This is a genomic window from Acidomonas methanolica (genome assembly GCF_004346035.1).
In the GTDB taxonomy this organism is placed as follows: Bacteria; Pseudomonadota; Alphaproteobacteria; order Acetobacterales; family Acetobacteraceae; genus Acidomonas; species Acidomonas methanolica.
This window is the reverse complement of record NZ_SLZN01000001.1, coordinates 222,333-234,851: the sequence shown is the minus strand read 5'-3', so window position 1 is coordinate 234,851 and position 12,519 is coordinate 222,333. Positions and strand designations below refer to the sequence as shown.

13 protein-coding genes, 1 tRNA gene and 1 pseudogene are annotated in these 12,519 nt (G+C 65.3%); 8 read left to right on the top strand and 7 right to left on the bottom strand.

What is annotated here, in order from left to right; all coding sequences use genetic code 11:
- Positions 1 to 14: 14 nt before the first annotated feature.
- Entirely contained in the window at positions 15 to 1,154 is a 1,140-nt protein-coding gene (locus EDC31_RS01120) for a glycosyltransferase family 4 protein (RefSeq protein ID WP_042055285.1), read from the top strand.
- Here the strand turns inward: EDC31_RS01120 and EDC31_RS01115 are convergent.
- From EDC31_RS01115 to EDC31_RS01100, 4 genes are all read right to left on the bottom strand, one after another.
- Entirely contained in the window at positions 1,149 to 1,766 is a 618-nt protein-coding gene (locus tag EDC31_RS01115) for a response regulator transcription factor (RefSeq protein WP_042055282.1), read from the bottom strand. The genes EDC31_RS01120 and EDC31_RS01115 overlap by 6 nt on opposite strands.
- Entirely contained in the window at positions 1,763 to 2,881 is a 1,119-nt protein-coding gene (locus EDC31_RS01110; protein ID WP_052511524.1) for a sensor histidine kinase, read from the bottom strand. The genes EDC31_RS01115 and EDC31_RS01110 overlap by 4 nt, the downstream gene beginning before the upstream one ends.
- Before the next feature lie 6 nt (positions 2,882 to 2,887).
- Positions 2,888 to 4,153: a tyrosine--tRNA ligase gene (gene tyrS / locus EDC31_RS01105; protein WP_132126872.1), complete on the bottom strand. Its 1,266-nt coding sequence runs from the start codon at positions 4,151 to 4,153 to the stop codon at positions 2,888 to 2,890.
- A gap of 103 nt (positions 4,154 to 4,256) precedes the next feature.
- The gene (locus tag EDC31_RS01100; protein ID WP_042055279.1) at positions 4,257 to 4,922 is read right to left on the bottom strand and encodes an alpha/beta hydrolase; all 666 of its coding nucleotides are present in this window, start codon (positions 4,920 to 4,922) and stop codon (positions 4,257 to 4,259) included.
- A gap of 526 nt (positions 4,923 to 5,448) precedes the next feature.
- Here EDC31_RS01100 and EDC31_RS01095 point away from each other — a divergent pair.
- The 5 genes and pseudogenes from EDC31_RS01095 (at position 5,449) to EDC31_RS01075 (ending at position 9,845) form a co-directional block, all read left to right on the top strand.
- Positions 5,449 to 6,549, top strand: coding sequence for a cysteine desulfurase family protein (locus tag EDC31_RS01095; protein ID WP_042055277.1), 1,101 nt, complete (start codon positions 5,449 to 5,451; stop codon positions 6,547 to 6,549).
- Positions 6,546 to 7,688, top strand: coding sequence for a cysteine desulfurase family protein (locus EDC31_RS01090; RefSeq protein WP_042055275.1), 1,143 nt, complete (start codon positions 6,546 to 6,548; stop codon positions 7,686 to 7,688). Before EDC31_RS01095 ends, EDC31_RS01090 begins: the two co-directional genes overlap by 4 nt.
- A 24-nt stretch (positions 7,689 to 7,712) precedes the next feature.
- Positions 7,713 to 8,027: a ferredoxin family 2Fe-2S iron-sulfur cluster binding protein gene (locus EDC31_RS01085; protein WP_042055272.1), complete on the top strand. Its 315-nt coding sequence runs from the start codon at positions 7,713 to 7,715 to the stop codon at positions 8,025 to 8,027.
- A 6-nt stretch (positions 8,028 to 8,033) separates the two neighbouring features.
- Positions 8,034 to 9,143: pseudogene (gene mnmA, locus EDC31_RS01080) on the top strand (tRNA 2-thiouridine(34) synthase MnmA); the annotation flags it as partial.
- A gap of 27 nt (positions 9,144 to 9,170) precedes the next feature.
- Positions 9,171 to 9,845, top strand: a complete 675-nt coding sequence (locus EDC31_RS01075; protein WP_042055268.1) for a glutathione S-transferase family protein — start codon at positions 9,171 to 9,173, stop codon at positions 9,843 to 9,845.
- Positions 9,846 to 9,872: 27 nt separating this feature from the next.
- Here the strand turns inward: EDC31_RS01075 and EDC31_RS01070 are convergent, their stop codons facing one another.
- The 3 genes from EDC31_RS01070 to EDC31_RS01060 are packed head-to-tail and all read right to left on the bottom strand — an operon-like array spanning position 9,873 to position 11,673.
- Positions 9,873 to 10,244 (bottom strand): flagellar protein FlgN, encoded by a 372-nt coding sequence (locus EDC31_RS01070; protein ID WP_042055266.1) that lies wholly within the window; start codon positions 10,242 to 10,244, stop codon positions 9,873 to 9,875.
- Complete coding sequence (locus tag EDC31_RS01065) at positions 10,241 to 10,549, bottom strand: rod-binding protein (protein WP_042055264.1); 309 nt, start codon at positions 10,547 to 10,549, stop codon at positions 10,241 to 10,243. The genes EDC31_RS01070 and EDC31_RS01065 overlap by 4 nt, the downstream gene beginning before the upstream one ends.
- Positions 10,549 to 11,673 (bottom strand): flagellar basal body P-ring protein FlgI, encoded by a 1,125-nt coding sequence (locus EDC31_RS01060; protein WP_081797355.1) that lies wholly within the window; start codon positions 11,671 to 11,673, stop codon positions 10,549 to 10,551. Before EDC31_RS01060 ends, EDC31_RS01065 begins: the two co-directional genes overlap by 1 nt.
- 233 nt (positions 11,674 to 11,906) lie before the next feature.
- On the opposite strand from EDC31_RS01060, the gene dksA reads away from it, so the two are divergent.
- Positions 11,907 to 12,320 carry an RNA polymerase-binding protein DksA gene (gene dksA, locus EDC31_RS01055; protein WP_042055259.1) on the top strand — a complete coding sequence of 138 codons (414 nt, stop codon included), beginning with the start codon at positions 11,907 to 11,909 and terminating at the stop codon, positions 12,318 to 12,320.
- A 104-nt stretch (positions 12,321 to 12,424) separates the two neighbouring features.
- A tRNA-Thr gene (locus EDC31_RS01050) sits at positions 12,425 to 12,499 on the top strand.
- Positions 12,500 to 12,519 lie beyond the last annotated feature (20 nt).

Genomic DNA, 12,519 nt, shown 5'->3' with positions numbered 1-12,519 from the left:
GCGGGGCGGGTTGCATGAAGATCCTTGAAATCACGAATGTCGACTTCGCATTGCGTCAGTTTCTTCTGCCACTGATGCGCGCCCTGCGCGATGCGGGGCATGAGGTTACGGGCGCATGTGCCGAGGGGGCGGATCTGGCGCCTGCGCGGGCCGAAGGTTTCGCGATTCACGCCGTTCCTCTGGTGCGGTCCATGGCGCCGGGGCCGCAGTTCCGGGCCTTCCTCGCCTTGCGCCGCCTGATCCGGCAGGAACGGCCCGATCTCGTTCACGCGCATATGCCGATCAGCGGCCTGCTCGCGCGTTTTGCCGCGTGGAGCGCCGGGGTGCCTGTCATCGCCTATACATGTCACGGATTTCTCTACAACCAGCCCGGCCCGCGCGGGCGACGCTGGCTGGCGCTGGTCCTGGAAGTTCTGGCCGGGAAGATCACCGATCTCTATATGACTGTCTCGACGGAAGAGGCTGCCGATGCGCGGCGGTTGCGGATCAACCGGCAGGCGCGGCCGATCGGCAACGGGCGCGATGTGACCCGGTTCCGGCCGGACGCGGCGGCGCGTTCGCGCATACGAGCGGCCCTGGGCGTGCCGGCGGAGCGGGTGGTGGTGATCGCCGTCTCCCGTCAGGTGCGGCACAAGGGCTATCCGGAGTTGCTGCGCGCCATGGAGGCCGTGCCGGACGCCGAAATTTGGATCGTCGGCGAAAGGCTGGACTCCGATCACGGCGAATCGCTCGATCCTTTCTTTGCGCGCGCGGAGGAACGGCTCGGCGAGCGGATGCGCCGTCTGGGGCGTCGGGACGACGTCGCGGCACTTCTGGCGGCGGCCGATATCTTCGTGCTGCCCAGCCACTTCGAAGGACTGCCGATGTCCGTCATCGAGGCGATGCTATGCGGCCTCCCGATCGTGACGACCGATATCCGGGGACCGCGTGAGCAGGTCGAGGACGGCAGGCAGGGCATTCTCGTGCCGCCCGGTCTGGCCGCGCCTCTCTCGCGCGCGCTGAATCGACTTGTGGGCGACCCCGCGCTGCGTCGCCGCATGGGCGAGGCGGCGCGGGAGCGGGCGCTGGCGCTTTATGACGAAACCCGGGTGATCGCGCGGACGGTTGCGCTGATCGAGGCGGCGTGGAGGAGGAAAGCCGGCGGGTCGCTATAACCAGCCGTTCTGCCGCGCGATGCGACCGGCTTCCATGCGATTGCGCGCGCCCAGCTTCTGCACCGCTTCTGAGAAGTAATTCCGTACCGTGCCGGGAGAAAGGTTCAGCGCCTCGGCGATCTCGCGATTGGATCGGCCCGCTTCCGCAAGGCGCAGAATGGCGCGGTCGCGCTCGTTGAGCGGGTCCGGCGCGGCTTCCCAGACCGTTTCGGCGATTTCGCGCGTGATCGCCCGTCCGCCCGCCGCGACCTTGCGGATCGCGTCGGCGAGTTGCCCCACAGGGGCGTCCTTCAGCAGATAACCCCGGACGCCGGCATTGAGCGCGCGCTTGAGATAGCCCGCCCGCCCGAAGGTGGTGACGATCATGACATGGGTCGGCGATTTCTCCGCCCTCAGGGCGATGGAGATGTCGATGCCGCTCTGACCCGGCATTTCGATGTCGGTCAGGAGGATATCGGGATGATGGGTCCGCACGGCCTCAAGCGCCGAGTCGCCGTCGCCGACGCTTGCGACGATCTCCAAATCCGGCTCGAAGCCGAGCAGGCTGGCAAAGGCGTCGCGCAGCATGGCCTGGTCCTCGGCGATGACGAGGCGGATGAGGCGCGCATTCATGCCGCCGCTCCCGGATGCGCGGCGAGCCGGGCTTCCAGCCGCACGCCGCTCCCGCCGCGATCGACGTTCAGCACCCCTCCCGCGGCGGCGAGGCGGTGGCGCATGCCGCCCAGCCCGTTTCCTTCGGCAATCGGCTCGCGCGTGGGGCCGTCATCCTCGACGACGAGCACAACCTCGCCGGAGGTGTCGCGTTCCAGCGTGACGGTGCAGTTTCGGGCCTCCGCATGGCGGATGATGTTGGTGACGGCCTCGCGCAGGGTCATGGCCAGGACGCCGTCCTGCGACGGGTCGATGGCCTCCACGTCGCCCTGTACGTGCAGCGTCACGCCGGTGCTCGCCAGGGCGTCACGGGCACGATCCATCTCGCGTCGCAGCGAGGCGCCGTGCATGCCCGCCACGGCCGCGCGCACCTCGCGCAGGGCGAGACGCGCGGCCTCGCCGATTTCCCGTGTCTCTCGTGCGGCGCGCTCACTGTCGATCGGCCCGAATCGCTCGGCGAGATCGGCCTTCACCGCGATCAGGGTGAGCGAGTGGCCCAGCAGATCGTGCAGATCGCGGGCGATGCGCTCCCGCTCGGCGCTGGCCGCGAGCGCGCGGACCTCTTCCTGCGCTTCCAGCAATTGCCGGTGCTGGCGCGCCAGGTCGACGGTCAGTCCCGTCGTCACGAAAGATGCGATCGAGAAGCTGGACCCGAACGCGATATCCGGCCACGGCCGATGGGTTATCCAGCAGAAGAGCACCAGCGAGATCAGCAGCACGATGAACACGGCGATCGCGTGCCGACGTGGCCGCGCCGCCGCCAGGACCGAGCCGGCATACACGATGAACACCGCCCAGATGGCATGGAAGGGCGACATGGCATAGCCGATCGCCGCGATGGCCACGCCTTGCCAGAGCTTCGGATGCAGGGGCGGATGGGCGAAATACACCGCCAGAAAGACCGCCAGCCCCGCGAGGGAGCCGACGACATCCCGCGCATGGAAGCCCTCATAGAACCAGGGGGTCGGGTAGAGGATCAGATAGATCAGGGCCGTCGCGCGCATGCCGCGCAGCCGGGCGAATACCTCGCCGAACGGGGAAGGAGCCAGCCTGTCGGAAGCGCGTGGCGCGATCATCACGGGTCAGTCGGGCGCGACGAGAAGGTGATGCTTCTTGCCCGAGGACAGCTTCACCACACCGTCGCGCAAGTCACCGCGCGTGACGAGAAGATTCTCGTCCGCGACGGTCATGTCATTGATTCGCGCGCCACCGCCGCGGATCAGACGGCGCGCCTCGCCGTTGCTCGTCACCAGCCCGGCTTCGGCCAGGAGGCGGAAGGCAGGGACGCCGTCGTCGAAAAGCGCGGCCGGGAGAGTCCTGCGAGGCAAATCGGCGGCGATCTGACCTTGTTCGAAGGTGCGGCGGGCGGTTTCGGCGGCGTCCTCGGCGGCGTCCCTGCCATGGCAGATCGCGGTCGCCTCCGTGGCGAGGATCTTCTTCGCCTCGTTGATCCCGGCACCCTCCAGCGCGCCCAGTCGCTCGCATTCCTCCACCGGCAGATCGGTGAAGAGCTTGAGGAAGCGCCCGACATCCGCGTCCTCGGTGTTGCGCCAGAACTGCCAGTATTCGAAGACCGGCAGCATCGCGGCGGAAACCCAAGTGGCGCCCCTGGCGGACTTGCCCATCTTCGCGCCCGAGGCCGTCGTCACCAGAGGCGTCGTCAGGCCGAAGACCTGCTTGCCGTCCGTGCGGCGCACGAGGTCGATTCCCGCGACGATGTTCCCCCACTGGTCCGAGCCGCCCATCTGCAATACGCAGCCGTAGCGCCGGTTGAGCTCCCGGAAGTCGTAGGACTGGAGGATGGAATAGTTGAATTCCAGGAATGTCAGGCCCTGCTCCCGTTCCAGACGCTGTTTCACGCTGTCGAAGGAAAGCATCCGGTTGACGGAAAAATGGACCCCGACATCCCGCAGAAGGGTCAGGTAGGAGAGACGGTCGAGCCATTCGGCATTATTGGCGAGGCGAGCGCCGCTCCGTGGATCGTCGAAGTTCAGGAATTGGCGAAGACTTTTCTCTATCCCATTGAGGTTGTGGGAAAGTTTATCGTCATCCATCAGCGCTCGCGCTTCGTCACGAAAGGACGGATCGCCGATTTTCGCCGTGCCGCCGCCCATCAGCGCGATGGGACGATGGCCGTGACGTTGCAGCAGGCGCAGCGCCATGAGGGACAGCGCATTTCCCACATGCAGCGATTCCGCCGTGGGATCGAAGCCGATATAGGCGGTGATCGCGCCGGCGGCCATGGCTTCGTCCAGCGCATCGGCATCCGTGCACTGGAAGATGAAGCCACGCGCGTGAGCTTCACGCAGGAAGCTGCTTTTGAATGTTGTATTTTCAGCGTTATTCATTGCGGTCATAATCGTTTTTTTGTCATCCCGCATGGGATTTCAAGCAAAAAGGCGCGGCCTGACGGCCGCGCCCCTGCGTGCATGACGCGAGTCGGGCCGCGCGTCAGTCCGCAGCAAGCGCCAGCGACCGGCGGGCGAGCATCGTCGTCACATGCTCTTCGAGCGCGGCGGAGACCTGCTCGGCATGCTGGGCGAAGATATGATCCGCATCGTCGAAGACGCGATAGTCGACCGTCACGTTCTTCTGCGTGTTCAACTTGTCCACCAGCTTGCGGATTCCCGGCTCGGGCGCGAGTTCGTCACGCCCGCCCGCGATCATGAGGCCGCCGCACGGACAGGGCGCGAGGAAGCCGAAATCATAATCGTTGGCCGGAGGGGCGACGCTGATCCAGCCGCTGATCTCGGGCCGGCGCATGAGGAGCTGCATGCCCACGAAAGCGCCGAAGGAATATCCCGCGATCCAGAGCGTGCTGGAGTTGGGGTTGACCATCTGCATCCAGTCCAGCGCCGCGGCGGCGTCGGAAATCTCGCCGATGCCGCCGTCATAGCGACCCTGGCTCCGCCCGACGCCGCGCGAGTTGTAACGCATGACCGAGAAGCCGAGCTTCTCGAAGCTGCGATACATGGAATAGGTGATCCGGTTGTTCATGGTGCCGCCATGCAGCGGATGGGGATGCAACACCAGGGCGAGCGGCGCATTGGCCTCGTCAGAATGGTGGTAGCGGCCCTCCAGCCGGCCGTCGGGGCCGGCGAACATGACTTCTGGCATTAAGACTTCCGCATTGTGCAGACGCCGTCCCTTGGCATGGCGGCGCGAGGTTTCGTCAGACAGGCGATCGGACCGATGCCGCGGCGCGATACGTCCGGTTCAAGGGGAAGAATGCGGGCGGGAACGCCCTGCATCGGAGACTGGGTCAACAGTCTTTCAGGCCTGCTCAGAGGCGTCCGGCATATGGCCATATCGGCGCGGCGAGGCTGCTGAAAGCAAGGCGAAGCGGCGCTGGATGAGACATAATGGACACTCCCTCGACCCTGGGTGACGGGCGTCTCACGGAGGACGCTCGTCCGGTGCTCAGGCCCCTCATGCAGATCTCCCGTCCTGCGGCGAAACCGCAATGGCTGGATGATCTCCAGGAGGGCTGCAACCGCCCGGTGGCGGGTTGTATAACGGGCTTGGGTGTCGGAATTCCACAAAATTCCTCGGGACTCGGCGGTTTGATGCCAAAATTTTATGTGGGGAGGCCGCAGGCAATTGTCTGTTGCACTCCGGCCATCGTCACACGACATTGCGACACATGACCGTCTACCTTGATGCCAATGCGTCCGAGCCGCTTCGCCCCGCCGCGTTCGAGGTGATGGCGAGGGCCGCCTTCCTGTCCGGCAATCCGTCCTCGATCCACGCCGAGGGTCAGGCGGCAAGGCGCGTGCTCGAAGACGCCCGGCAGGTTCTGGCGGAGGCGTTCGGGACGGAAGCGGACGGCGTCATCTTCACCTCGGGAGGCACGGAGGCAAACGCCCTCGCGCTGCATGCCTTCCGGCGGCAGCGTCTGGCGATGGGAGCGACGGAACACGATGCGATCCGCACGCCCGCGCGCCGTCATGCCCAGGTGACGGCTCTGGACGTGACGCCGGAAGGGGCGTTGGATATCGACGCGCTCGGCGCCTTTCTCGACAGCGGCGATGCGGCGCTGGTCTGCGTCATGGCGGCGAACAACGAAACGGGAGTGCTGCATCCGATCCGCGAGATCGCGGCGCTTTGCCGCTCCGCCGGGGCATGGCTTCATGTGGATGCGGTGCAGGCCGCCGGGCGCGTCCCGGTCACGCTCGATACGCTCGGCGCGGACAGTCTGGCGATTTCCGGTCACAAATTCGGCGGCCCCAAAGGCGCGGGCGCGCTTCTCACGCGGGCGGCGACGGTCGATCCCCTGATTCAGGGCGGAGGACAGGAACGCGGGCGCAGGGGCGGCACGCCGCCTCTTCCGGCGATCGCGGGGATGGCAGCGGCGCTTCGGGAGGCGCTGGCCGAGGATGGGAGCCAGCAACGGGTCTGGCGTGATCGAATCGAGGCGGCGGCGCGGGAGGTCGGGGCACGGGTCGCCGGAGCCGACGCGCCGCGGCTGGGGCAGACGAGTGCGCTGGTTCTGGACGGTGTCGCCGCGCAGACGCAGCTCATAGCGCTCGATCTCGCCGGGTATGCCGTGTCGGCGGGAGCGGCCTGTTCCTCGGGGAAGGTCGCGTTTTCGCACGTCCTCGACGCCATGGGATATGGGGTGGCGGCAGGCCATGCGATCCGCGTGTCTCTGCCCTGGAATGTCGAGGAGAGCGACGTGGAGGGGTTCATCGCCGCCTATCGCGCGATGGCGTTGCGGCTGGGCGGGGCTGGGCGGCGCGCGTGACGATCTATCTCGACAACCAGGCGACGACGCCATGCGATTCTCGTGTGGTCGAGGCGATGCTGCCGTTCTTCACCACCGTCTTCGGGAATCCGCACAGCGTCGATCATCGCTTCGGTCTCGATGCCGCCGAGGCGGTGGAGGCAGCGCGGGAGCAGGTCGCCGCCCTGCTGGGGGCCGAGGCGCGGGAGGTCGTCTTCACGTCGGGCGCGACCGAGGCGAACAACCTCGCCATCAAGGGGGCCGTGCGGCACAGGGCGCGTCAGGGCGATGCGGCGCGGCGGATCATAACGGTCGCGACGGAACATAAATGCGTGCTCGAATCCGTGGCCTCGCTCGCGGCGGAAGGGTTCGAGCCCGTCATCCTCCCGGTAGAGCGCGATGGCCGTCTCGCCCCCGGCGTGCTGGCGCGGGCGCTCGCCGTGCCTACCCTGCTGGTCAGCGTCATGGGGGCGAATAACGAGACCGGCGTGATGCATGATCTCGGCGCGTTGATCCCACTGGCGCGCGAGGCCGGCGCGCTCGTTCATCTCGATCTCGCCCAGCTCGCGGGCAAGTTGCCGGTTTCGGTGCGGGATCTGGATTGTGATCTCGCCTCCGTGTCCGCGCACAAGATGTATGGGCCGAAGGGGATCGGCGCGCTGTACGTTCGCCGTCGGCCGCGCGTGCGGCTCGATGCTCTCTTCTCCGGCGGCGGGCAGGAGCGGGGCCTGCGATCCGGCACTCTTCCCACGCCGCTGATCGTCGGGTTCGGCGTGGCCTCCGCCCTCGCCTCAGCGGAAATGGCGACAGAGGCCAGGCGCGTTTCGCGGCTGCGCGACGCGCTTTGGGAGGCGATGAAAGAAGCGGCGCCGGGCATTGCCCGTAACGGCGACCCGCGGCACGTCCTTCCGGGTGCGCTGAATGTCTGTTTCCCCGCGCCGTGGCTCGCTCGGGATATCATGGCGCGCCTTCCGACGCTCGCCATGTCCACCGGCTCGGCCTGTTCGTCGGCCGAGATCGTGCCGTCCTATGTGTTGACGGCCATGGGTCTCAGCGCCGAAGAAGCCGCGCGGAGCTTGCGTCTGTCGATCGGACGCTTTACCTCCAGCGCGGAGATCAACCGGGCGGCGGCGCTTTTCCGCGCTGCTCTCGCACATTAGATAGAGAGTTCAGGACGGTTCGACATGCCTCATATGGTTTTCATCGAGCGAGACGGCACGCGGCGCGAGGTCGATGCGCCGGCCGGGCTTTCCGTGCTGGAAATTGCCCATAAGCACGATATCGATCTCGAAGGCGCGTGCGAAGGCTCGCTGGCCTGCGCGACCTGCCATGTCATCGTCGATCCAGAATGGGCGCCAAAGCTTGCTTCCCCGACCGATGACGAGGAAGACATGCTCGATCTCGCCTTCGGCCTCGAAAAGACTTCCCGTCTCGGCTGCCAGATCGTCATGACCGACGCGCTGGACGGCCTCGTCGTGCGCTTGCCGCACACGGCCTGAGCGCGGAAAACCCGGTCTCCCATGCGTATCCTCGTCGCCATGTCCGGAGGGGTGGACAGTTCCGTCGTTGCCGGGCTGCTCAAGGACGAGGGGCATGAGGTCATCGGCGCGACCCTGCAACTTTACGATCACGGGCAGGCCACGAAGACAGGATCATGCTGCGCCGGGCGCGATATCATGGACGCGCGCGCCGTCGCGGATCGTCTGGGCATTCCGCATTATGTGATCGATGCGGAGGAGCGGTTTCGCCGCAGCGTCATCGACCGTTTCGCGGAAAGTTATGCCCGCGGGGAGACGCCCGTTCCCTGCGTCGCGTGCAATCAGGGTGTCAAGTTCTCCGACCTCCTCGGCATGGCGCGCGACCTGGGGTGCGAGGCGATGGCGACCGGGCATTATGTCCGGCGCCATGCGGGCGCGGAGGGGGTCGAAATGCATCGGCCGGTCGATCTCGACCGGGACCAGAGTTGGTTTCTCTTCGCCACCACGAGCGCGCAACTCGATTTCCTCCGTTTTCCGCTCGGCGAGATGCCTGACAAGGAGGCGGTGCGCGCGGTGGCGATGAAGATGGGGCTCCCTGTCGCGTCGAAGCCGGATAGTCAGGATATCTGCTTCGTCCCGCAAGGGTCCTATGTGGATCTGGTCGAAACATTGCGTCCCGAGACGCTTGAGGCCGGCGATATCGTCGATGCGACGGGGCGCGTGCTCGGGCGGCATGACGGGATTGCGCGCTATACGATCGGGCAGAGCAAACGTCTGGGCGATATCAATACGAAGTCTGCCGGCGGGGTGCGCCAGATGGTGACGCGGATCGACGCCCCGGCGCGGCGCATCGTGGTTGGACCGCGCGACGCATCGGGACGCACAGAATTTCGGCTGCGCGATATGAACTGGCTCGTAGGCAATGGGCAGGCGGGCGAAGCACGGCGGACTCTGCGCTGCGGCGTGCAGTTGCGTGCGCGGGAAGCCGTGAGACAGGCCTGGGTCATGGAAAGCGACGATGGTCAGGCCGTCGTCAGGCTCGATGAGCCCGCATGGCCCGCGCCGGGGCAGGCCTGCGTCTTGTACGCGGACACGCGCGTGCTCGGCGGGGGATTTATCCGTCTGGATGCCGCTTAGGCGGAGGCGGTTCAACGGGAGTGGGTCATGAGTGAGAGTCAGGCAAACCGTCTTGTGATCGGAACTCGACGCTATTCCTCCTGGTCTCTGCGAGGGTGGCTTGCCGTGCGGATCGCCGGGCTTGATGTCGTCGATGTCGTCATTCCGTTGCGCGGCGGCGGTCAGACAACGGAAATCCATGCCATCTCGCCCAATGGGCTTGTTCCCTATCTCGAACATGACGGCGCCAGAGTGTGGGAAAGTCTGGCCATCTGCGAATATTGCGCTGAATTCGCTCCGTCTCTCTGGCCGGCGGGACGGATCGAACGTGCTCATGCGCGAAGCATGGCGAGCGAGATGCATGGCGGCTTTCGCGCCTTGCGTCAGGCTTTGCCGATGAATCTGGGACGCATTGCGCGCGCGCGGGCGGCGCTGGACGATGAAACGCTGAAGGATATTCGCAGGGTTGACGATATGTGGCGGACAGCGCGTCAGGCATTCGGCGGGAGTGGCCCATACCTCTTTGGAGCTGAATTTACCGTGCCGGACATCATGTTCGCGCCGGTCGTGACCCGGTTTGACAGCTATGCCGTCTCATTGTCGCCGGAAGCGGCTGAATATGCGGCGGCTGTGCTCGACCATCCGCTCCTGCGCGAGTGGCAAAGTCTGGCGGCGGCCGAGCCGACGGCGTGGCGTCTTGCACATTATGAGTCTCTGGAATGACGATATCGGAATGGCTATTTCAGGACGTCATTTATGGATTGATAGGGCCACGGGTCGCGTCGTGGTGAGTGAAAGATAGGTGCCTGTCGGGCTGTAGGCGTTTTTCTCGCTCGGCGGCGGGGGGCGGGTCAAAAGCGCGAGAAAACTGTCCTGCGCCGCGATGGCCTGGCGCAAGAGCATGCCGTTGCGCCTTGTGAGGTCTGCAAGTCGTGCGAGCGCGTCCTTGCAGCCTATGTCGGGCTCCCAATCATTCGCTGCGATGTCTTCCAACCGCTTTGACGCTTCGCGCTTGGCGGGCAGGAGGGCGGCGACTTCCGCGAAATCCGCTTTTTCCAGCGCGGTATTTTCGCATGTCAGCACGGTGCATATCGCCTCGATCGCGGCAAGACTCTGTTTCATTTCTTCTCCTGCAGCGCGAGCATCTGGCGATAGATGGCCGGGGCGAGTCCCAGACCGCCGGTCTGTTCCATCGTCTTCGCCATTTCGTTGATCAGCATGGGACGAAACTGCTTTTCCCCGATGCCGCCTCCGAACAAGCCGTTGTCATCCGGTTCCGCGGCTGCGAACATCGGTTGAAGCATCTCGTTGATCGTCATTGCTTCGAAATCCTGTGCGGCTTTCCAGGTCTTGGCCTGGGTCTGTGGGTCAGGAGCGCTCGCGTTCGCCGGCGAAGCATGGGAGGCGACGGAAGGAATCGTGGTCATCAACGCATCTCCAGATCGGCTTGCAGGGCGCCGTCGGCCTTGATCGCCTGAAGGATACTGATCATGTCGCGCGGGCTGACGCCCAGCGAGTTGAGGCCGGCGACCAGATCGCGGAGCGTCGCGCCGCTCGGCATCATCGCCAGGTGATGGTCCTTGTCGATGCTGGCGTTGATGCTGGTGCGCGGAACGACCGCCGTCGTGCCGTTCGAGAAGGGGCCGGGCTGGGACACGAGCGGCGTTTCCGTCACCTGCACCGTCAGATTGCCCTGCGCGACCGCGACGGTGCTGATCCGGACATCCGCGCCCATGATGATGGTGCCGCTCGCCTCGTCCACGACGACTTTGGCGGGGCTATCCGGTTGCACCGTGAGATCGCCTATGCGGGAGAGCGTCGTCACGGGATCGCGCCCGACGAGATTGATCAGGATGGTGCGCGGGTCCAGGACGGTCGTGATGGGGCCGAAAACGTGATTGATCGCCGCCGCGATGCGGGACGCCGTCGTCAGGTCCGGATTGCGGAGACTCATATGGATGTGGGTTTTGGCGCCCAGATCATAGGGCACCTCCCGCTCGACGATCGCACCGTTGCCGATGTGGCCGCTGGTCGGAACGTTGCGCACCATCGTCGCCGCCGCGCCGCGCACGGAGAAGGCGTTGGTGGCGAGCGATCCCTGCGCCACGGCATAGACTTCGCCATCCGCAGCCATGAGCGGCGTGACGAGCAGCGTTCCTCCCGTGAGAGAGGAGGCGTCGCCCGTCGCCGAGACGGTCACGTCGATGCGGTTGCCGCCATGCGCGAAGGGCGGAAGATCGGCCGTGACCATCACGGCCGCCACGTCATGCGTCTGAAGCTGGGTCTCCCGATCACGGATGTTCACGCCGAGTCGGTTCAACATGCTGATAAGCGTCTCGCGCGTGAAGAGGGAGTTGGTCAGGCGGTCTCCCGTGCCGTTCAGCCCCACGACCAGCCCGTACCCGATCAGCTGATTGGCGCGCACGCCCTCCGTGTCGGTGATGTCCTTGATGCGGACGGTCGCGCCCCGCGCGGTTGCGCTCCACTCCACCGCGAAGCAGAGCAGCAGGAGGCAAGTCGCAAGGCGCGGAACAGGCAGCGAACGGATCATGATAGGCCCGGAGATCTCCATCAGGCGGCGGCATGGCGGAAAGATGCGCCTGAAAGAGTGAACAGAGTGCTAACGGTTCGCGATGTCGCGGAAAAAGATGACGGTCCGGCGAAATGCATCGCGCAAAGTCTTGGCGTTATGCGCGCCCGACGCTATAAGCCGCGCGTTCCGGTCGCGCCCGGGGCGTCACTGAATGCAGCCTTCGCTGTCGCATCATATGAGGACAGTCGTGTATGCTCACGCTTCCCCCCGATTACAAACCCTCTGAATCCGAAGAGTTCATGAATCCGCTGCAGGTGGAATATTTCCGCCAGAAGCTCCTTCGTTGGCGCGCGGATTTGCTCAAGGAAGCGGACGAGACGTTGGCCAGCCTGTCGGAAGGCGGCATTCACGAGGCTGATATCACCGACCGCGCCAGTGTGGAGACGGACCGGGCCCTTGAGCTACGTACTCGGGACCGGGCGCGCAAGTTGATCGTGAAGATCAATCTCGCGCTTCAGCGAGTCGAGAACGGCACCTACGGATTCTGCGAGGAGACGGGTGATCCGATCGGGCTCAAACGGCTCGAAGCGCGTCCCATCGCGACCTTGTCGATCGAAGCGCAGGAGCGTCACGAGCGGATGGAAAAGATTCATCGCGACGATTGACTGTCTGCGTGAATGAAGATCGGCGCCAAAAATATTTGGCGCTCGACTTGCATGGGAGGGCTTGCGGCTCCGCCCATGAAAAGCTAGGAAGCGCGCACCGCGTTGCTGCTGTAGCTCAGTGGTAGAGCACTCCCTTGGTAAGGGAGAGGTCGACAGTTCAATCCTGTCCAGCAGCACCAGGATTTTCCGGCAGGTTCTG

What these genes read in the sequence shown, in the direction of transcription:
- EDC31_RS01110 (WP_052511524.1), bottom strand. Translation starts at nt 2,881, where the DNA reads ATGATCGCGCCACGCGCTTCCGACAGGCTGGCTCCTTCCCCGTTCGGC.
- EDC31_RS01075 (WP_042055268.1), top strand. Translation starts at nt 9,171, where the DNA reads ATGAGTGAGAGTCAGGCAAACCGTCTTGTGATCGGAACTCGACGCTAT.
- EDC31_RS01100 (WP_042055279.1), bottom strand. Translation starts at nt 4,922, where the DNA reads ATGCCAGAAGTCATGTTCGCCGGCCCCGACGGCCGGCTGGAGGGCCGC.
- EDC31_RS01085 (WP_042055272.1), top strand. Translation starts at nt 7,713, where the DNA reads ATGCCTCATATGGTTTTCATCGAGCGAGACGGCACGCGGCGCGAGGTC.
- EDC31_RS01060 (WP_081797355.1), bottom strand. Translation starts at nt 11,673, where the DNA reads ATGATCCGTTCGCTGCCTGTTCCGCGCCTTGCGACTTGCCTCCTGCTG.
- EDC31_RS01065 (WP_042055264.1), bottom strand. Translation starts at nt 10,549, where the DNA reads ATGACCACGATTCCTTCCGTCGCCTCCCATGCTTCGCCGGCGAACGCG.
- EDC31_RS01095 (WP_042055277.1), top strand. Translation starts at nt 5,449, where the DNA reads ATGACCGTCTACCTTGATGCCAATGCGTCCGAGCCGCTTCGCCCCGCC.
- tyrS (WP_132126872.1), bottom strand. Translation starts at nt 4,153, where the DNA reads ATGAATAACGCTGAAAATACAACATTCAAAAGCAGCTTCCTGCGTGAA.
- EDC31_RS01070 (WP_042055266.1), bottom strand. Translation starts at nt 10,244, where the DNA reads ATGAAACAGAGTCTTGCCGCGATCGAGGCGATATGCACCGTGCTGACA.
- EDC31_RS01120 (WP_042055285.1), top strand. Translation starts at nt 15, where the DNA reads ATGAAGATCCTTGAAATCACGAATGTCGACTTCGCATTGCGTCAGTTT.
- EDC31_RS01115 (WP_042055282.1), bottom strand. Translation starts at nt 1,766, where the DNA reads ATGAATGCGCGCCTCATCCGCCTCGTCATCGCCGAGGACCAGGCCATG.
- dksA (WP_042055259.1), top strand. Translation starts at nt 11,907, where the DNA reads ATGCTCACGCTTCCCCCCGATTACAAACCCTCTGAATCCGAAGAGTTC.